This window comes from Pseudomonas sp. Tn43, from assembly GCF_014192635.1.
Classification (GTDB): domain Bacteria; phylum Pseudomonadota; class Gammaproteobacteria; order Pseudomonadales; family Pseudomonadaceae; genus Aquipseudomonas.
On record NZ_JACHYG010000002.1, the window covers coordinates 613,002 to 632,540 of the forward strand.

The 19,539-nt window shown below is 56.6% G+C and carries 18 protein-coding genes and 2 pseudogenes; 12 read left to right on the plus strand and 8 right to left on the minus strand.

What is annotated here, in order from left to right; translation table 11 throughout:
* Positions 1-22: 22 nt before the first annotated feature.
* Entirely contained in the window at positions 23-1,342 is a 1,320-nt protein-coding gene (locus FHW68_RS07120) for an outer membrane protein transport protein (protein ID WP_095631866.1), read from the plus strand.
* Positions 1,343-1,380: 38 nt separating this feature from the next.
* Here FHW68_RS07120 and FHW68_RS07125 read toward each other — a convergent pair whose 3' ends face one another.
* The gene (locus FHW68_RS07125) at positions 1,381-2,091 is read right to left on the minus strand and encodes a bifunctional 2-polyprenyl-6-hydroxyphenol methylase/3-demethylubiquinol 3-O-methyltransferase UbiG (RefSeq protein ID WP_183679594.1); all 711 of its coding nucleotides are present in this window, start codon (positions 2,089-2,091) and stop codon (positions 1,381-1,383) included.
* Positions 2,092-2,273: 182 nt separating this feature from the next.
* On the opposite strand from FHW68_RS07125, the gene FHW68_RS07130 reads away from it, so the two are divergent.
* The 5 genes from FHW68_RS07130 (at position 2,274) to FHW68_RS07150 (ending at position 5,586) form a co-directional block, all read left to right on the plus strand.
* The gene (locus tag FHW68_RS07130) at positions 2,274-2,435 is read left to right on the plus strand and encodes a DUF2986 domain-containing protein (RefSeq protein WP_095631867.1); all 162 of its coding nucleotides are present in this window, start codon (positions 2,274-2,276) and stop codon (positions 2,433-2,435) included.
* Positions 2,436-2,583: 148 nt separating this feature from the next.
* Positions 2,584-3,279, plus strand: coding sequence for a tRNA (adenine(22)-N(1))-methyltransferase TrmK (locus FHW68_RS07135; protein ID WP_311655114.1), 696 nt, complete (start codon positions 2,584-2,586; stop codon positions 3,277-3,279).
* A gap of 164 nt (positions 3,280-3,443) precedes the next feature.
* Positions 3,444-4,061 (plus strand): DUF4157 domain-containing protein, encoded by a 618-nt coding sequence (locus FHW68_RS07140; RefSeq protein ID WP_183679596.1) that lies wholly within the window; start codon positions 3,444-3,446, stop codon positions 4,059-4,061.
* A gap of 59 nt (positions 4,062-4,120) precedes the next feature.
* Positions 4,121-4,471, plus strand: coding sequence for a helix-turn-helix transcriptional regulator (locus FHW68_RS07145; RefSeq protein WP_095631869.1), 351 nt, complete (start codon positions 4,121-4,123; stop codon positions 4,469-4,471).
* Between the two features lie 38 nt (positions 4,472-4,509).
* Positions 4,510-5,586 (plus strand): NAD(P)/FAD-dependent oxidoreductase, encoded by a 1,077-nt coding sequence (locus FHW68_RS07150; protein ID WP_311655118.1) that lies wholly within the window; start codon positions 4,510-4,512, stop codon positions 5,584-5,586.
* A 40-nt stretch (positions 5,587-5,626) separates the two neighbouring features.
* On the opposite strand, the gene FHW68_RS07155 is transcribed toward FHW68_RS07150, so the two are convergent.
* From FHW68_RS07155 to FHW68_RS27055, 3 genes and pseudogenes are all read right to left on the minus strand, one after another.
* Positions 5,627-6,301: a MarC family NAAT transporter gene (locus FHW68_RS07155; protein ID WP_095631871.1), complete on the minus strand. Its 675-nt coding sequence runs from the start codon at positions 6,299-6,301 to the stop codon at positions 5,627-5,629.
* Between the two features lie 49 nt (positions 6,302-6,350).
* Positions 6,351-6,917 (minus strand): hypothetical protein, encoded by a 567-nt coding sequence (locus tag FHW68_RS07160; RefSeq protein WP_095631872.1) that lies wholly within the window; start codon positions 6,915-6,917, stop codon positions 6,351-6,353.
* 51 nt (positions 6,918-6,968) lie between these two features.
* A pseudogene (locus tag FHW68_RS27055) lies at positions 6,969-7,064 on the minus strand (carbamate kinase); the annotation flags it as partial.
* 198 nt (positions 7,065-7,262) lie between these two features.
* Between FHW68_RS27055 and FHW68_RS07165 the strand changes: the two are divergent.
* The gene (locus FHW68_RS07165) at positions 7,263-8,195 is read left to right on the plus strand and encodes a transporter (RefSeq protein ID WP_095631874.1); all 933 of its coding nucleotides are present in this window, start codon (positions 7,263-7,265) and stop codon (positions 8,193-8,195) included.
* 117 nt (positions 8,196-8,312) lie between these two features.
* Here the strand turns inward: FHW68_RS07165 and FHW68_RS07170 are convergent, their stop codons facing one another.
* On the minus strand, positions 8,313-9,878 hold the full coding sequence (locus tag FHW68_RS07170) for a lytic transglycosylase F (protein ID WP_183679598.1): 1,566 nt from the start codon (positions 9,876-9,878) through the stop codon (positions 8,313-8,315).
* A 476-nt stretch (positions 9,879-10,354) separates the two neighbouring features.
* Here FHW68_RS07170 and FHW68_RS07175 point away from each other — a divergent pair, with 476 nt between their 5' ends.
* The 3 genes from FHW68_RS07175 to FHW68_RS07185 all read left to right on the plus strand — a co-directional run bounded on the left by FHW68_RS07175 (position 10,355) and on the right by FHW68_RS07185 (position 12,692).
* A complete protein-coding gene (locus tag FHW68_RS07175; protein ID WP_095631876.1) occupies positions 10,355-10,924 on the plus strand; it encodes a DJ-1/PfpI family protein in 570 nt (189 codons plus the stop codon).
* Positions 10,925-11,303: 379 nt separating this feature from the next.
* Positions 11,304-11,654, plus strand: coding sequence for a tautomerase family protein (locus tag FHW68_RS07180; RefSeq protein WP_260296366.1), 351 nt, complete (start codon positions 11,304-11,306; stop codon positions 11,652-11,654).
* A gap of 393 nt (positions 11,655-12,047) precedes the next feature.
* Positions 12,048-12,692, plus strand: a complete 645-nt coding sequence (locus FHW68_RS07185) for a LysE family translocator (protein WP_183679600.1) — start codon at positions 12,048-12,050, stop codon at positions 12,690-12,692.
* Positions 12,693-13,080: 388 nt separating this feature from the next.
* Here the strand turns inward: FHW68_RS07185 and FHW68_RS07190 are convergent, their stop codons facing one another.
* The 3 genes from FHW68_RS07190 to FHW68_RS07200 form a co-directional block, all read right to left on the minus strand.
* Complete coding sequence (locus FHW68_RS07190) at positions 13,081-14,511, minus strand: IS1182 family transposase (protein WP_183679602.1); 1,431 nt, start codon at positions 14,509-14,511, stop codon at positions 13,081-13,083.
* 753 nt (positions 14,512-15,264) lie between these two features.
* A complete protein-coding gene (locus FHW68_RS07195; RefSeq protein WP_183679603.1) occupies positions 15,265-17,688 on the minus strand; it encodes a class I SAM-dependent methyltransferase in 2,424 nt (807 codons plus the stop codon).
* Between the two features lie 2 nt (positions 17,689-17,690).
* Positions 17,691-18,434: a protein-L-isoaspartate(D-aspartate) O-methyltransferase gene (locus tag FHW68_RS07200; protein WP_311655126.1), complete on the minus strand. Its 744-nt coding sequence runs from the start codon at positions 18,432-18,434 to the stop codon at positions 17,691-17,693.
* Between the two features lie 221 nt (positions 18,435-18,655).
* Between FHW68_RS07200 and FHW68_RS07205 the strand changes: the two genes are divergently transcribed.
* Both FHW68_RS07205 and FHW68_RS07210 read left to right on the plus strand, forming a co-directional pair.
* Positions 18,656-18,892, plus strand: coding sequence for a hypothetical protein (locus FHW68_RS07205; protein ID WP_048381736.1), 237 nt, complete (start codon positions 18,656-18,658; stop codon positions 18,890-18,892).
* 146 nt (positions 18,893-19,038) lie between these two features.
* A pseudogene (locus tag FHW68_RS07210) lies at positions 19,039-19,518 on the plus strand (transposase); the annotation flags it as partial.
* Positions 19,519-19,539 lie beyond the last annotated feature (21 nt).

A 19,539-nucleotide genomic window follows, 5' to 3' on the forward strand; every position in this document is an offset into this window, starting at 1 on the left:
AATAATAAACAAGAGGTGGACAATGAAACTGAATAGCCGTGTGGCCCCGTGTTTCTTTACTCAGCGAAAGTATGCTGTCTGGATCAAGTTCACCAGCGCCATGGCCCTGCTCAGCGCCTCTTCCATTGCAAGTGCCAATGGCATTGCTCTAAACGAACAAAGTGCAAGCAGCGCGGGAACTGCTTATGCGGGAAGGTCATCTTCGGCGCTGGACGCCAGCACCATCTATGGAAATCCTGCTGGCCTGACCAAGTTGAAGCGCAGTGAGATTTCCGGCGGTGCCGCGATCATTTCGGTGAGTGACGACATCAGTGATGCGCAGGGCAGTGCCGCAGGAACAAACGAGGGAGATTCGGTGCCTTTGGGCGTCGTGCCCTTTGCCTATATGTCGACGCCGCTTGATGAGCGTCTTTCGGTAGGGCTGGGCCTCTATGCTCCGAGTGGCCTGATCAATGATTACGAGGGCTCTTTTCAAGGTCGCTACCATGGCTCCTACAGCACGACCAAGGAGATAACCCTGCAGCCTACCATTGCCTATCGGATCAATGATCACGTATCTATCGGGGGTGGACCGACCCTGAATCGTTTCAATGCAAAGCTTCAGAATTACATGGCAACCGGCGCCCTGAACAACGGCCAGGACACCCTGGTTACCATCAAGGGCGATGACACGGCGATTGGCTACAACGTTGGACTCTTGGTCGACTTTAATGAGTCAACCCGGTGGGGGATTACCTATCACTCGAAGGTGAACTATCAGCTCGAAGGGCACACTGAGGTTTCCGGCTCCCCAAGCATTATCCCGCTGGACGGAAAGTATGACACCACGATAGATCTTACGATGCCCGAATCAGTGGATACGTCCATCACCCATCGATTCAATAGTCGCTGGACCGGCTATCTGGGGACCACCTGGACACGCTGGAGCCGGATTCAAAAGATCGAAGCAATCAACAGCGATGTTTCCGCCATGGGCCAGGCTGCTGGCCTGGGGCGTGTGGCCGAAGAGATGAACTGGCACGACACTTGGTCCACCGCGGTTGGCGCATCCTATCAGTTGAACCCGCAATGGCTGATACGCGCAGGCTATGCCTATGATCAGGCACCGGTTGGAAATGCCGACCGCAGCGTGCGCGTTCCGGTCGGGAATCGCCAGGCCGTGACCTTGGGCGGCGCTTATTCGCCGACTGCCGATCTGACGGTAGATTTTGCGTATGGCTACCTCTGGGATTCAAAAGCCTCAGTACAGCATTCGAACACCTCCGGACTTCAACCGGAATACAGTGCCAACTACAACAATAGTGCGAATGGAATTTCAGTGCAGGCAACCTATCGGTACTGATCGACACAGCTATTATCCCGACGGGGCCGTGATGCCTGTCAGTCAGCCCCCAGTGCCGCGACTACTTTTGCGGTAATGGGTGGGTTTTGCTCAGCCACCAGCAGCAACGACTGCGGCATAGGGCTTTGCGGGTGCTGCGGTTCCTGCAAGCCGGCCAGCCGAAAGCCGGCCATGTCCAGGGCATTGAACCAACTGGACAGTGTTCGCAAGTACCACGGCATGGGTTGCCACTGCCCCTTGAACCCAGCGAAGGTCTCCTCCCGCCAACCATCCTGATAATCGCCCACCGACGCGGTCCACGGATGCACAGTCTGGATCACCAGCGTGCCGCCAGGAACGAGCAGGGCGTTCATGGCCGCGAGCAGGGGAATGATGTCCTGGTGCAACAGGGCAAAGTTGGCGCAGATCAGGTCGTAGTTGTTGCCAATGTCTACTTTCGCCTCCGCCAACTCTTCATAGCTTGCCAAATGCACCCGCGAAGAGCCCGCCGCCCGCGCCGCCTCAACCAGCGCAGCGTCGCCATCCACACCCACCGCCTGGATGGCGCGGTCAGCCAGCGCACGCAACAGCCAGCCCTCGCCGCAGCCCAGGTCGAGCACGTGCTCGGGTTGGCGGCTGAGTACCGCCAGCAGAATGGCCTGGTCGGTGACTTGCAGGCGGCTTTCGATGCTGCCGGTACGGACGGCCTCGATCCAGGATCGGGCGTTGTGGTGCCAGCTCTGGAGGACGGTGGACTCGGGGGTGAGCATTTCGATATCCGGGCTCATGGGTTAGGTGGAAGGATAGGACACCTGCTGATGCAGCGGGCGCCGTTTGGCGCTGGGCCCCGACTTTCGGCAGCGTGGTCGCGAACCATGTGGAAGCCACAATCATTGTCCCGTTACCCGAACCTCTGCCATCATTCAGGAACTCACACGCCGAGCAAGAAAATATGAACCGTCGTAAAAAAATAAAGCAGCTATTAAAGGCTCACGCCAAAAAGGCCAGCGCCAAATTGGCACCGGCCAGTAAGTCTAAATACATCAGTAAAGCTGACCGATTGAAACTGGCTGCTGAATCCGGTCTGGATTCAACTATCACGCCTGAGAGCTGATCCAGGTTTTTTGGGTCGATAACTGTGCGGTGGGTTGGGGCGAGCCATGGCCCTGGTCGCATAAATTTGAAATGCATGGCGTTACTCGACAGAATCGCGCCCCGATCCGGCCAAGGTGTCGGATGTTCGTGGTGAAAAGGGGCTGCTGTTGAACGAACACACATTGTCCATGCGTCTGGAACGCGTTGCGGCGCATGTACCAGCTGATGCGCGCCTGGCCGATATCGGCTCGGATCACGCCTATCTGCCGGTGGCATTGATGCGCCGTGGCGCCATCGCAGCGGCGGTGGCGGGCGAGGTGGCATTGACGCCATTGCGCTCAGCCGAACGCACTGTGCGCGAGAACGGCCTGGACCAACGGATCACCGTGCGCCTGGCCAATGGCCTGGCGGCGATCGAGCCGGAAGACGGGATCACGGCGATCAGCATCTGTGGCATGGGCGGCGAGACGATCCGAGACATCCTCGACAGCGGCAAGGCTCGCCTCAGTGGCCATGAGCGACTGATCCTGCAGCCCAACGGTGGTGAGCAGCCATTGCGCCAATGGCTGATGGAGAATGGCTACCGTATCCTCTGCGAAGAAGTGCTGCGGGAGAACCGCTTCTACTACGAGATCATCGTCGCCGAGCGCGTCGGGCCGGTGCGATATACCGCTGAGGAGCTGTACTTCGGCCCGGTGCTGATGCAGGCACGCAGCCCGGCGTTCCTGATCAAGTGGCAGCGCATTCTGCGCCATAAGCAGCAGACGCTCAGCAACTTCGCCCGGGCTCGGCAGGTCGTGCCCAAGGAAAGGGTGCAAGACATCGCCCGGCAAGCCCGGTGGATCACCGAGCTGCTGGCTTGAACACGGTCCAGCGGGGTACATGAAGTCGCCAAGCAAAGGATTCACGGATAAGACGGTCTGCCCTGCAATTATCCTGGGAGCGCCTGGTTCGGACTACGCTAAAGCTATGCTGATCCTCGATCAATGATGACCTGTTCGCGCTGCGTCCATCCCTGGAGCGCCCAATGCCACCCATCACCACGCGCCTGGGGGCGCTGTTCGTGCTTTGCCTGACGCTTGACGTGCCAGCCCAGACCACCGCTTGCCCGGCTGGCGAGACACAAGTGTGCCTGAACGGCTGCATCTGCCTGCCAGACCTGGAGCCGATGCTCGGTTCTTTGCCGGATGACGTCCACCAGATCGCGGCACCTGCCTTGGCGCTCTGGTTGACCCAAGCCCGTGCTGATGCCGCCAACACTGGCACCCAACCCATTCCACCGCACATCCGGCAGCAACTGCTGCGCTGGTACGACCCCGGCGTCCTCGATGCCGCGCGCTACAAAGTCAGCGACAACGGTCAATTCAACGCCGCCACTGCCATGCTGCAAAACCCCGATGTCGGGGCCGTGACGCTGATCGACATCATCCTTTTCCGGGACGCTCAAAGCGCGGAACAGAACATCGCGCTCTGGGCTCACGAGTTAAAGCATGTGCAGCAGTATCAGGAATGGGGGGTAGAAGGATTTGCCCAGCGGTATACACAGGATTTCAATGCTGTAGAGGCGCCGGCTTATGCCATACAGGCTGAGGTCAGACGGTCGGTGCGCGAAGGGCTTTTGCAAAATAGCGATGCAGGCAGGTGATATTTGATACCTGTTCGACGAATTGACGTGTGCATGGATGTGCACATATAGTCATCCGCATGACGAACCGAATTTCCATACGTTCCCGGGCAATTGATGCCGCAATCGACTCTCTCGATGGCGCTTTCTTCAAAGCGCTGTGCGAGCCGTCGCGGGTAGCTGTACTCAAGCGAGTCATGCAATTGGGGCGTGCGGATATCGCCGAGATTGCCGAGGGGCTGCCTCAAGAGCGTTCTGTGGTATCTCGCCATCTGCAAGTGCTCTCAGAAGCGGGCATCGTCCGTGCGACCAAAGTCAGCCGACAGATGTTTTACGAGGTGGATGGAGCGGCGGTGGTGACACGGCTTGAAGGCATTCTCCAACACATGAAGAGTCTGGCGCCGTTCTGCTGCCCTGGTGCGCCAGTGTAGTTTTTTTATTGTCTGTATATATGCATGAGTGCGCATACGTGAATGTAAAAATTGAGCCCATGGACGTCATTGTTATCGGTGCGGGCCAAGCCGGGCTCGCATGTGGTTGGCACCTGCAGCAGCAAAACCTCAGGTTTCTCATTCTGGATGCCGAGAACCAGCCCGGTGGAAACTGGCGCAATTACTACGACAGCCTGAGACTTTTTTCCCCTGCCGCTTACTCATCATTACCTGGGATGCCCTTTCCAGCTGACGCCAGGCATTATCCGCTACGCGATGAAGTCGTACGTTATCTGGAGCAGTACGCCGACGTTTTCCAGTTACCCATTCGGCAGAACATACAAGTTCAGAACGTGCGTAAGGAGCACGGACTATTTTTGCTTCAGGCATCGGATGGTCAGTGTTTCTATTCCAAAGCGTTGATCGTTTGCACCGGCGGATTCAATCAGCCGTTCATTCCTGACATTCAGGGGCTGGAAAGTTTTCGCGGGCAATGTTTACACAGTGCTGATTACCGAAATGTCGACAGCTTCAGCAATCAACGAGTAGTGGTGATAGGAGCGGCCAACTCAGCGGTACAAATTGCCCATGAGTTGGCTCAAGTCAGCAGCGTCGTATTGGCGACAAGGGAATCGATCCGGTTTTTTCCGCAAAAGATTCTCGGTGTGGATTTTCATACTTGGCTCAAGTGGACAGGGATAGAGAAGACTCGTTGGCTGAATGATCAAGGTACCCCTGTGCTGGATGATGGCGTCTATCGTCGAGCCATGAAACAGGGACTTTTCGAGCGCAAGCCAATGTTCACGCAGGTAACGTCAACGGGTGTGCTCTGGGCCGATGGCCAACACACCGAAGTGGACAGTCTGATTTTTGCGACCGGATTTCGTCCAGGCCTTGGTTTTTTGGCAGGTCTGCACAAGGAGGCCAACGGAAACCTTGCTCAGTGCAATGGGCAGGCGGAGCACGTACCGGGTTTGTATTTTGTGGGATTGCCGAAACAGCGCAATTTTGCTTCGGCCACCCTCAGAGGCGTTGGGCCAGATGCTTCTCACATCATTCCCAGCCTGATGCGTTTCATTCACGATGCAACGTCGATGAATTCCTTGTACAGCTGACTTTCAAACGTTTTGCAGAGCAAGACCCCGCCCTTCGAAATTACTGAGGGCGGAGCAGATGAGCATTACTGTCAATGATGGTCTGGATTATTTCCACTGAGCCATTAATGGCGAACTGCGCACCCATGCATACCAGAAGGAACCCCATCAGTCGTGATATGGCATCAATGCCTGACTGTCCCATCATTCTCATGATCATTCCTGAGCCAAGCAGGCATACCCAAAGGATAAGAGCGGTAAGCAGGAAGATTAATGGAGGGGCTACCAATATGACCCAGGCAGGGAATAACGTGCTGTGTTTGATAGTGGCGGCGGAACTTATGATCATCGCAATGGTGCCAGGGCCGGCCGTACTGGGCATGGCCAAGGGAATGAAGGCGAAGTTCGGTTGTTCGGTTGCGCCATTGCTGGAAGCAGCGTGCTGAAGCGGCGGCGGAAACAGCATCTTCAAGCCCATGATAATGAGAATTCCGCCACCGGCCATACGCAAGCCCGGTATGGAGATGCTAAATGCATCCATAACAAACGCGCCTAAGTAATAAGTGACCGTCATGATCAGAAAGACATAGAAGGACGTCAGAAAAGCCTGTGTATTTTTTTCCTTGTGACTCAGTCCCTTACTCAAGGCGAGAAACAGCGCCACTGTCGTGGGAGGGTTGGTCAACGGCAGCAACGCCAGTAATCCAAGTCCGATTGCATTGAACAGATCTGTCATGTCGAACTCAAGTCCTGTTGTTCGAGACCGCGTTTGTCGGTGAGCGTCGTTAGCGTGAAGTTTTGACCTTCAGGACTTCGGTATAAATGGCATCGATTGTCTGACCCACCTGGAGTTTCTTCATTCTTTCTTGAAGCTTCGGGTCTTCGACTTTCAGTACAGTGGCTTCTCCCTCCGGCGGAAGCAAGGTCACCTCATGCTTTTTAAAGTCGATGTGAGTGATCTTGGACGTGACCTTGACCTGGCGAACCGCTTCCCCTCCGGGATTGGGATTGTCCTTGGTGGCGCGGATGGACATGGATTCGTCAGTGATGCCTGATGCACCGCCAACATCGGTATCAAGTTTATAAGCGACCGAGCGAATCACATGAATATCGACCACGTCCCCGACTTTCAAATTGTGCAGGTTTTTGGCCTGGTCGGTGAGCTGGATGGGCACGGGATTCTTGTCGTGACCTTCGATGGTGACCTGGTAGTTGGCGGGATCAACGGCCAGTACCCGTGAAACGATGTGACCTTCCATGGCATTGCTGCCCAACGGTATGTCGGCGGCATGGGTCGTCAGGCCGGCGGTCGAGAGGAGTGAAGCGAGGGCAATGGCGCGGATTGGTTTCATGGGTCTGCTCTTCCATAGATGGTTGACAGAACGAATCCAGGGATCAGGGAGAGCCTTGCCCTGGACAATCGCTTCGATATCCGAGAGTGGACCGATCACCGCGGTTTTTCCAGTATGGCGGGCAAAATCGCAGTCCGCTTGGACCTGCGAATCATTGCCGTGGGGCGATCCCCGTTGGTTGCCGGATGGATCATTCGAGTTGGCGTTCAGTAGCGATGCATTTATTGATGACACCGGAAAAAAAGAACAGCTGGCGAGGCGCTGATCGCGGCTATGAGTGCCAAACGAATGCGGATGCGCTACAACAATACATAGCACTCCAAAGGCCTGACAGGAAGCGAGCGAATGTGGATGAAACACAATCCCTGCTTCGTCAGGCTGGTTCGGTTCGCTTCCGCCTCGCTCATCATCGTAACCTCCGGTGCTGGCGCAGAAGATCTCGAACCCCGGTCCTACGCCAATACGCCGGTCGGTATCAATTTCCTGCTCATGGGCTATAGCGATCTGCATGGCAACGTAACGGCCAACCCCTCAATCCCGCTCCAGGACGCCAAGCTCAACATCAAGACTGTCGTGTTTGCCTTTGCCAGGTCCCTGGACGTCTGGGGCCGTTCCGGGAAATTCGATATCGTCGTGCCTGAGGCAAGATTGACCGGCTCCGCTCTGTTCGCCGGTGAACCCAAGGAGCGTAATGTTACTGGCTTGATCGATCCAAGATTCCGCTTCTCGGTCAACTTGTATGGCGCCCCGGCGCTGTCCCTGGCTGAATTCCCCAGCTATCAACAGGATGTGATTATCGGCGCCAGCCTGGCGATCACGGCGCCACTCGGACAATACGACGCTAGTAAGCTGATAAATCTTGGTAACAATCGCTGGTCATTCAAGCCCGAACTTGGGATTTCCAAGCGCTTGGGGTCAGTGACTTTGGAATTATCCGGCGCGGGCACCTTCTACACCGACAATAATGAGTTCCTCGGCGACCGCACATTTTCCCAGAGCCCGATTTATCAGGTACAAGGGCATCTTATCTATGCCTTCAACAATGGTGTTTGGGTTGCACTGGATGCGACCTACTTCGCTGGCGGGAGTAGCTCAGTCGATGGGGTCGGTAATCACGACTACCAGGAAAATACACGTTACGGATGCACTCTGACGCTGCCGTTGAACCGAAACCATTCACTAAAGCTGAATGCAAGTAATGGCGGGCATACCCGCACAGGCAGCGAATATGATGCCATTGGCATAGTCTGGCAATATCGCTTCGGTGGAGGGCTGTGAAACTTGGGACTGACTTAAATTCCATTTATGGGGCCGAGCTTTCCCAATGGCATAAGTCGTTGACGGAAGGGGGGGGCATACCCGAATCGAGCGATTTTTCTTTCACTCCTTGCGGATTTAGCGCGCCTCCTCGATCTCACCCTTCAGCTTTTTGGCGGCATCTTCCTTCGCCGTCCTGGCTTCGATGAGCAATTTGTAGGCAATGTAGTACTTGTAGATGTTACTCACGTAGGTCACTGTCTCCGCGCCGATTTTCTCGGCGACAACATACTCCACATTGTGAAACCAGACATTTGGGTCCAGGCCACGATTGGCCGCTTCTTTGCGAAGCTTCGAAATCCGCCCTGCGCCAGCGTTATAGGAAGCGAAAGCGAACAGCGCCTTGTCCAGCTTGCTCATGGGTTCATTGCCGTAGTACTGATCCATCATCCAGCGCATGTATTTGATGCCAGCATGGATGTTCGGCTCCACTTGCGAAATGTTGCCTACAGCGAGTTCCTTGCCGGTAGCGGGCATGACCTGCATCACACCAATCGCGCCGACCTTGCTCTTGACGGCCTGATTGAGCTGAGACTCCTGGTACCCCTGGGCTGCCATCAGCAACCAGTCCACATCATACTGGTCGCCGTATTTCTGAAAGAGCTGAATCATGGCGAGGAATTTCTGGCGTTCGGACTCTGAAGCCGCATCCTTCACATACTTTGCGTTCTTCAAATAACGCGCCAGGATAATGTTCCCCTTCGTAGTCCCCTGGTTATGGCCAGCCACAAAATTGTTGATGGCAGCCAGAAATTGCGGACTGTCTTTGCGGATCGCCCAAGCAATATCACCGCCGGTGCGCACGGCGACATTTTCATGCACCGTGATTTTGGTAAAGATCTGTTTCCAGAAGTTCGCCTTGTGCTTGTCCACGATAATGAGCGGAATCAATCCGGCGTTGAGCATCTCAATCAGATCCTCGTCCTCCAGGTTCTCCGGCGCCAATTTGAGAATCACGGCAGGTTTTTTCTCGGTGGCGAAGCGCCGGTTGAGGGCCGTCAGGCTTTGATAATAGCTAGAGGATTGGCGAACGAAGACTACCTTTCCCGCTAGCTCTTCCACGCTGGACACTGGGGGAGAGGCTGGACCGGTTACCACCACTTCGCTGGCGTTCCGATATGTCGGTACGGAAAAGTCGACTTGTTTCTGGCGCTCTTCGGTTACGGTGAGGTTGGACGCCGCAATGTCGCCTTTACCGGCAACCAGCGCCTCCAGCAGGTCGCCCCGTGCGACCGGAACAAAAATCATCCGGACCTTGAGATGCTTATGCTTGAGCTTGTTGTCCTTAGCTAGTTTCTTGTTTAGATCTTCCTCGAACAGGCGAAAAATCTCATAGGCCGCGCCGCGCTGGACACCCTTGTCAACAAAATAGAATGTTTTGCTATAGACGGTCAGGACTCGAATGGTTCCGCGCTGGATCATCCCGTCGAGATCGCCTTTCCACGGAATCATCACCTCTTGGGGCGAGATCGTGAGTTCCTCGAGCTGCGATGGCGTCTGGGGAGAGGTTTTTTCCTCGGTCGCAGCATGGACTTGACTGGCAAACAGCGCGAATGTGAGGACCGCAATCGCGATCGCGGCCAGCCTGGAGTCGGTTGGCGAATAACATGGATGCCATGTTTGCAGGGCGTGGTTCCAAAACATAGTGAGCGCTCCACACGTTGCGTTGTCGCATCGGCCTACTGCTCCATCCTCAGATACAGCGGTGGCACGCCGGCCACGAACTTCACGCTAGAAGCACATTTCGAAGTCTAGTTCAGCAATGGCAGAGTGATTGATTTAAGAAATCAATTTCCGAAGACGACTAGCGACTGACGTAGATTGCGGCGTGCCTCATACGGTCCGATAGCCGGTTTGTGCGTCCGGCGATCGCACCTTGCGTAACTGAACCAGTTCCCACTTTCCCGCTCAGGATTCAACTGCTCGCTGCGCTTGGCAAACCTCAAGCGCTTGAGTTGCGCGATCTCATGGTCAGTGTGATCGAACCGCCAGTCTCGCGCGTTGCCAAGGCAGGCCCAGCACTCATGCTGCCTTTGCATCGGGGCCTTCGACCCAAAGCAGCCGTTGAGATCTATTTGTTATCGCTTTATGTTGGTCCCTTTCATGGAGGATTCTGACTGATGGCACGCGTGGGATTGATACTGACCCCCGGTTTTGCGGACTGGGAATATGCTTTCATTGCAGGGACCGCGTCCCCATTTTACGGGATCGACGTCAGGTTTTTCGCCTGTGTTACGGGGCAGTTCCGCTCGCAGGGGGGATTGGCTGTAACGGTGGATAGCAACTTGCAACAATGCCTGGACTGGAAACCGGACGTTGTTGTCGTCATCGGTGGAATGACCTGGGAGCATGCAGATGCACCGGACATTCGAGACTTTCTTCATGCTAGTCGCTCAAGTGGAGCGACAATTGCCGGTATCTGTGGGGGAACACTGGCACTCGCGAGGGCCGGGCTTCTAGACATGGTTCCTCATACCTCGAACAGCGCTGATTTCTTACAACAGAATGCCGTAGGTTATGAAGGCACCGCGCTTTATCAAAGCAGCCAAATAGCAATGGTTGCCGACCGCATCATAACTGCTCCAGGCCCTGCACCCGTTAGCTTTACCTGCGCAGTGTTCGAAGCTGCCGGACTATCTTCAGAGATCGTTTCGCAGTTCAGGTCATTGTTGGCAGCGGAACACGGGTAACCGCTTCGCCCTACAAAAATAGCCGATCAGGTGATGTGTTCGGGTGTCCGTTTCTGGCCAAATTAATGACCGTCGCGGGGGCAGCCGACGGCCAGAAGTGGACGGTGGACACGGTGATGGCAATTGAGTAGTGTCACGGATGCTGCTTTCGACTCTAGAGGGCAGCAGGGCTTGCCGTCATCCATGTCGCGTTTCTCCCTGAGCAATGTCGCATTTACCGCGACCACCTCTAAGCTAGACAAGGACTTACAGGACGACAAGGAACGTTATACGACACGCCATCGCGACAAGAAACGCGACATGGCATGTCACCTAATAGTAGTTATACGCTTGCAAGGAATCGCAATGATCACCGTCTATGGAATTGACTACAATTTAAATGCAAAAAAAAGCACAGATGTCCGATGTGCTACATAATTGCATGACTACTGTTCTAGGGTTGCCCGAAGACAAGCGTGCTCACCGTTTCGTCCCGCTAGATAAAACTAATTTTTATCACCCCGGCGGTAGATCTGAAAAATACACAGTAATCGAAATAAGCATGATTTCTGGGCGAACGGAAGAAACAAAAAAGAAGCTGATAAAGCAAATATTTACAGCCTTTGAGCGAAACTTGGCTATAAATCCGGTTGACGTTGAAATCACAATATTTGAGCAGCCAAGTCATTGCTGGGGATTCCGAGGAATCACAGGCGATGAGGCAACCTTGAGTTACAGGGTTAACGTATAAAAAGCGGTTCAAGCCGTTCGCTTCGCTCTCTGGGACCGCGTACCATGGCTCCTTAACCTAAACGTTAGGCAGTCATGAATATTGTAAGCGTCCGGCACACGCCTTCTTGAGGCCATCGCTTAATGATCAATTGCACTGACTTGACCACCGTTCGCATTTAACTAACCCAGCGTTTGCATCGGACTTCAACGCTAAGTAAACAGTCCGGCAGAGGACGACCCATTGCAGACGTTCGCTAACGACTGCAAATGGCCGATTCTGTTGAAAAAGTCCATCCGGCAAAGACGCCTGTGCAGGATATCGATGTCTCGAATAGCGCTGCCTGCGACATCCAGGCTAGAGTTGTGGTCGACATGAGGATGGATTCCGCTATCGCGCATAAGGAGAGTGACCGTGTTTCCAATGAATATCTGGCTTGCCTATACCGCAGCCTGCATCTTGCTGGTTGTATCCCCCGGACCGGACAACCTGCTGGCAATTGGCAGAGGGCTCAGCCAAGGCCGTATGGCCGCTTTCGTGTCAGGGCTGGCCTCGGGCGCGGGGATCCTGTTCCACGTGACGACGGCCTGCCTGGGATTGACTTTGCTCATGCAAACGTCGGTAGTCGCGTTCTGGATCGTCAAGGTGATCGGAGCGGGTTATCTGCTTTGGCTGGGCATCAAGGTTTTGCGTGCCCGCAGTCTGATCAACTTCACGCCAACAGCTAGTCAGTCGCTGCGCAGCATCTTCCTCACAGGCTTTCTTTCTGCGGCGCTCAATCCGAAACCGGGGTTGTTCGTCCTGGCGTTCATTCCCCAATTCGTCAACCCGCAATTGGGCTCCGTCACCCTTCAGATGCTGGTGTATGGGGTATGGTTTGCCGCATTGACTGCCGTAGGTTTCGCGCTGATGGGGATATTTGCTACCGGCCTGTCAAGCTGCATTCGGCAACGGCAACGGCAACGGCAACGGCCACGGCTGGTCAATGGTCTGAATGTGGGGGCCGGTTTGACTTTTGTCGTGTCTGGCCTGTCCATCGCGACGCTTAGCCAGAAGTAATCCCTTGTGTTGCCAGCAATGACTCTATGCGGCGGGGCAGTCTGCTAAAGCGCCCCCCTTAACGTTATGCACAAGGAGGAACGGGTGCACTTGTTTGAAACGCAGAGGCTAATTGGACGTCCATTATCGCGGCAAGATCTGCCCGCACTTACGGAGATTCTGAGCGATCCTGAGGTGATGAAATACTCTGTTCGTGGGGTTTGTGACGAGAACACAGGCAGAAATCGGCCCAGAGTGTGTAAAAACGCTCATTGCCTCATCGTCTTGGATCATCGACGTTCGTTGGCTGAGCGATAGCAAGGTCAATGTTGCGGGTCGCATCGGTCGCGACCTGGAACACGTCAATGCTGTTTTTACAGCCTCTGGGATGGGCCAAAATCAGCCTTTTTCAGGCCGTCAGCGCTTTCATCAAACCGTTGGCACCGATGATTTTCATGACCCGTTTCAGGTTGTAGGCGAGCACATTCAAGCTCATCTCCGCACTCACCCCGGCCAGCTTCCGCGTCAGGAAGTGCGTCGCACCCATCCATTGCTTGAGCGTCCCGAAGGGATGCTCAACCGTCCGTTTTCGGACTCGCATCATCTCCGGCGCTTTGCTCAGCCGAAGCTGCATTTCCTCCAATACGGCTTCATGCTCCCAGCGTCGAACTCGTCGTTCCGTGCTCGGAGTGCATTGCGACTTCAACGCGCAGCCCTGGCATTTCGAACTCCAGTAACGATGCAACTTCAGGCCTTTTTCAACGTAGGAGTAGTGCCAGATCAGCGCCTCGCCAGCTGGACAAATGTATTCGTTTTTTGCCGCGTCATAGATGAAGGCATCGTTATTGAAACGCCCGTCAGCCTTGGCTCCAGAGGTCATCGGCTTGGGCACATAGGCGGTGATACCTGCATCGTGACAAGCGAGGATTTGTTCGCTTTTGAAGTAACCTCGGTCAGCCACTACCGACAACGTATCTGACGCCATCACCTCGCGGGCTTGCTTGGCCATCGAGCTGAGTTGATCGCGGTCGGAACCGACGTTGGTCACCTCATGCGCAACGATCAAATGGTGCTGGGTATCGACCGCTGTCTGCACGTTGTAGCCTACGATTCCCGTGCCGCGCGTCATCATGGAACGGCTGTCTGGATCGGTCAGTGAGACCTGTTTATCTGGCGATTCCTTGAGCTGGATTTCGATCGCCTGAAGCTCTTTCATTTGAGTTTTGAGCTTGGCGATTTTCTCTTCCAGTCGTACGACACTGGGCTCGGAAGCTGTTGGTTCTTGCCCGTCAACAGCATCGAGTGCCGTCAGGTAACGATTGATACTCGATTCAATTTCTTCCATTCGCCGCTTCAGTTTGGCGCTGGTGAAATTGCGGTCGCGGTTGTTGACTGCTTTGAATTTACTGCCATCGATGGCAACCAGATTTTCTCCAAACAGTCCCAACTGCTGACACAGCACAACGAACTGGCGACAGACGCCTCGGATGGCTTTGCTGTTGTCTTTTCGGAAGTTGGCGATGGTCTTGAAATCCGGCATCAAACGCCCGGTCAGCCACATCAGCTCGACGTTGCGTTGAGCTTCTCGCTCCAAACATCGGCTCGATTGAATGCGGTTGAGATAGCCGTAGATGTAGATCTTCAGCAGGATCGCGGGGTGGTAAGCAGGCCGGCCGGTGTCAGCTGGAATAGCGCCGTCAAAAACCAAGGAGACCAGGTCGAGTTCGTCAACGAAGACGTCGACTACGCGCACCGGATTGGTATCGTTGACGTAGTCGTCGAGGCTTTCGGGAAGTAAGGTGCCTTGGCCTCGATGTTCACCTTGGATGAAGCGCTTCATGGGCGATCCCTGCGATGAAATCCTCAGAAATCATAGCAGGGCTAAGGGCGGTATTCTGTTCAGACATTGATGCGTTTTTCGACCGTCTGTAGTTGCCTTACCGGGTCCCAACCACCCGGGGACGCTTGAGCTTTGCTCCACCAAAGCATTCCTTTAGAGATCCATAATTTCCGCAAATCAGCATGAGCAGATGTCGCGTCATCGTAGCCAAACTGCGTACCGCAGGACGGGCACATGCCAAACGAAGAGCAACCAACTTCATCGTATGGAGGCTCTTCAAGCCCGGGGTATCCACAAACCGGACAAAGATATGAAACGTTGCTTGCAATCATCCAACCCCCAGATTTCTAGCCTTTAGCCCACGTTGTCGGCGCGCCTGCTGATCTCCGGAATCTTATACTGAATCTGAGTAGCTGACGTCTGACCTGGGCTGAGTAGGGCAAAGCATTCCGGAGAGGAAGCAGCTAACAAGGGTTTTGACACACTCTGGGCCGATTTCCGCCGGTCAGCTATGGGATGAAAGTCACCTCTGACGACTCGACTGCGTCGGCCAAAACCAATTACTCGCGGCATGGAACCTCTCATCTTTGGCATGACGCACACGTCCACTTTTTCAAATATTTAGCTTCGAAGCAGGAAAGGCGTCACTCTCGCGTCTCGACACGGTGAGACGTGTGAACTGCGGCAAGCGACGTTCCTATAGGTCATTCGTCTCACCAAGGTCTGTTGACGTTTCGCTGCGAACCGCCGCGATCAGGGAAATGTGACCGCCGCCGCGAGGTACAGCAGCAACGCCAGCAGCAACACCACGGTGAAGCCCAGGTGGATCGCCAGCAGGGTCGCCAGCACGGCCGCTACCACCGATACGCTGGCGTTGACGCCCCAGGCGATCGGCACCAGGGCTTCGGCGCGCGCGGAGATGCGCTTGAGTCCGAGCGGAAACGGCATGCCCATGGCGAACGCCAGCGGCGCTATCAGCGCGGCGCAGATGCCGAACCTGGCGAGGGTTCGCACCGGCGCCAGCAGCTGGAACAACGGGGGCAGGGCGATCAGGTAGAGCAGGGCGATCACGCAGATCGCCAGGACTGGCCACGTGAGCGGATGACGGCGCGCTACACCCGTTCCAATGTCCCGCCGCCGGCGGCCGGAGTAACGGCTGCCGAGGCCAGCGAAGATCAGGAACGCGCTGAGCGTTACCGCCACCGAATACAACGGGTGGCTGAGGAAAAGGGTGAACTTCTGGATGAAGGCGATTTCCACGAACATGAAGGCGCAGCCAATGGCGGCGAAGTAGGACACGACCCTAAGTTCGAACCTGCCCAAAGCCGCATTCTGAGAGCGCCGCCGCGCCACCCATAGCGGCACCAGGATCAGCAGCACGGCGGCCACGCTGGACTGCAGCAGGGTGGCGATCAGCACCGGATAGCCCCACTCCAGCATTGACAGGCCGCCTTGCTCCTTCAGCGCCAGCAGTTCCTGCAGCGAGCGCCACTTGAAGAAATGGAAGAAATACGGCCGATCATCCATGGTCGGACGCACGTCGAACTTGTAGCGTTCCAGGAACTCCGCGCGTTCGCCGGACAGCAGGGCCTGCGCCGCTTCGAAGAACCAGGGCCGGTCGAGCAGGTTGTAGCGGTTCGCCTCGGCCAGGGTCATCCCGGGGTAGTAGGCCAGGTCGAAGGAGCGCGCTCGGCAGAACTCCCGCAGCACGGCGATGCCAGCGTCGTCGAAATCCCTGTTGCTGACCAGCAGCGTGGCGGTCTTCCAGCCGCGGATCATGACGATGCGACGCGCCGCGTTGGCCTGCCCGTCGCGCTCGATGGCTGCGGCCGCGGTGGCCAGTAGCCTGGGAACATCGCGGGGCGGCAGGGTGACCCAGCGGGTGATGGCCAACATACCACCGGGCGCGAGATGGCGCAGGTACTCGGCGAAGGCGTCCACCGTGTACAGGTAGTTTTCGGACAGCGCATGCAGGCCGCCCGAGGCGGTGCCGAAGGAGTCCAGCAGGGCGATCTGGATCAAGTCGTAAGGCTCGTCGCGTGAAGCCACCAGGCCGCGCGCCTCGCCGATCAACACACGGACGTTGGGCGCGCTGTACGGCTTGCCGGAGAAATCGGCGAAGCGGCGCTGGACCAGATCGATCACCTGCGGGTTCAGTTCGATGGCATCCACCGCGCTGGCGCCGTGGTAGATCGCCTGCAGCACATCGGCACCGGCGCCGCTGCCCAGCACCAGCACGCGGGGTTGCCGCAGCAGGTGATAGGGCAGAGCCGAGGTCAGGTAGCCCAGGTAGGCGAGCGGTTCACGGCGCCCGTCATAGCGGTTCAGCACGGAAAGGCCATCGCCGTCAGTGAAGATGGCCAATTGGGCGGGCGGTTCCTGCGTCGCGTTGAGGCTCAGACCCGGCGCGTGGCGCAGGGGAATGGTCGGGCTGTCGACGACCGTGAGCAGGCCCAGCGGACTCCAGGTCTGGGTGATTGCGTACGCATCCTTGATACGCAGCGTCTGGCTCAGTTCCTTGTACTCGGAGGGCGACAGGGCGATCCAGCGCTCGGGCACGCCGGCAGGTACAACCACTGCCGCCGCCAGCAGCAACGGCGCGAGCCAGTGCCTCTTCCCCGTGCAAGCCATGCCGGCCAGCGCCCCGGCGGCGATGCCGGTGCCGCCCAGCAGCCGCAGCGCATCGACGGGCGTCAAGGCGAACAGCGCGGCGACGATTACCAGGCTGCCCACGCCGGCGCCGAGAATATCAAAGGCGTAGATCCGATGAATCTGTTCCTGAAAGCAGGTGAAGGTCAGGCAGATGCACACCGCCGCGCAGAAGAACGGCACGAACAGCAGCAGGTAGATCATCAGCAGGCGCGCCGACTGCCGCGCGTCCCAGAGGATCTCAAGGGGATTGAATGGAACCTGCTGGGCCAGGCCGAAGCAGGCAATGGCGCTCAGCCCGAACAGCACCGCGCCGCCGATGAACACGCCGTGGAAGCGCGGCGCCAGGACAGACCGCGCCAGCGCCACGGCGGTGCCGGCGGCGCCGTAGCCGAGCAGCGCGACGCTGATCATCATGTAGGCGAAATGGTGCCACTGGATGATCGAAAGCAGCCGCAGCAGCAGCACCTCATAGCCGAGCGCGGAGGCAGACAACAGCGCCAGGGCGAGCAGTGGCGGCGAATGCATGCTCAATTGCCTCCGACCAGAGGCACGAAGCGCACAGGCAGCACCTGCCGGGTGGACACGCTGCCATCGCCGGCCTTCTCGATCAGCAGCAGGTACTGGATCATGAACGGCGCGCCGACCGGGATGACCATCCGTCCGCCGGCCTTGAGCTGGGCGATCAGTGGCGGCGGCACATGGCTGGCGGCGGCAGTGACGAGGATGGCGTCATAAGGTCCGTGCTCGGGCCAGCCGTGGTAGCCATCACCCAGCCGGGCCTGCACCTTCGCATACCCCAGCCGCCCCAGGCGCTCACTGGCCTGCACTGCCAGCGGCTCGATGATCTCCATTGTGTAGACCGCCTGCGCCAACTCGGCGAGGATCGCCGCCTGATAGCCCGAGCCAGTGCCGATCTCGAGTACCACGTCGCCGGGCCCGACCTGCGTCAGGTCGGTCATCAGGGCGACGATGTAGGGCTGGGAGATGGTCTGGCCGTAGCCGATCGGCAGCGGGCGATTCTCATAGGCGTAGGGCACCTCGTCGGGCGGGACGAACTTATGGCGTGGCACCTTGGCCATCGCGGCCATCACCGGCGCGGCAAATTCGACCCTGCCGGTTTCGTCGCGTGTGACGGACGACATGTTGGTGATCTCCCGCACCATGGCGTCGCGCAACGGTGCGAACGGATCATCGGCATGCAGGCCGGCGGATGCCAGCGCCAGAGCGATGGCAGGCGCCAGGATGCGTGTCAGGAGCATCACCGGCTTCACAATGACTCCTCCGCCTGAGGAATAATCGAATCGTATGGCCGGCGGGCTGGCTCGGCAAGCCCGGGGTGCTGATACAAAAGTGAATGCGATTGTCAGCTAGTAGCTGATTCTGTTGAAAAAGTCGGCGTTCGGATTCAGTCTCTTCTACAGAGCCGATCCATAACGGCCGTTCCATCAGAGTTTCGGGCACCATAACGACCTTAAAAAACAGAACCTTGAATATGAATCATGAACTTTGGCAGGAACCTGATGGCTGTCAGACCTTTTGTCTAGCCGGTGCTGAAGGTGATGGTGCGCGTGCGCTTATGCATTCGGAAGCGAAGCTTGTTTGGGAGGTTGAGGCTGAAAGTCATTTCGAAGCGATGACTAAATATTATGCGCACATGCAGTGGGGCGAGTACCTGACGGACTTTCCCGAACAAGACAAGACTTCCTACAGAAAACTGGGCTGGGAATGACCAGTCAAGAGTCGGATAAAACTGCGGAACCCTCTCTATCTGATAACCACTTGCCATGGTCTGCTTTGGGTCGACCTTGCTAAGAATGGCGCCCCTGTGTCGTCTACGGCAAAATCACTCCATCGGCCAGCGAGAGAGTACGCAGCATGATGGGACAGTTATCGAGTGGGCAGGATCGACTGTTTTACTCGTTCAACCTTGAAGATCACATCCCAGCCAATCACCTTCTGCGCAGCATTGATCAATGTCTCGATCTGAGCGACCTGCGCCATTACCTCGCCGATTTTTATAGCCCGATTGGGCGTCCGTCGATTGATCCAGAACTGATGATTCGCATGCTGATCGTCGGCTACTGCTACGGCATTCGCTCCGAACGGCTGTTGTGCGAAGAGGCCCATTTGAACCTGGCATATCGCTGGTTCTGCCGGTTGAGCCTTGATGATGAAGTCCCCAACCACTCGACCTTTTCCAAAAATCGACACGGCCGTTTTCGGGACAGCGATTTGTTTCGCTGGTTGCTCAACGAGGTGCTGCGTCGTTGCATGGAGGCTGGCTTGGTCAAAGGCGAAGGATTTGCTGTGGACGCCAGCATCATCAAAGCGGATGCGAGTCGGCAGCGCGGCGTCCCGGCCAAATCTGAAACCGTT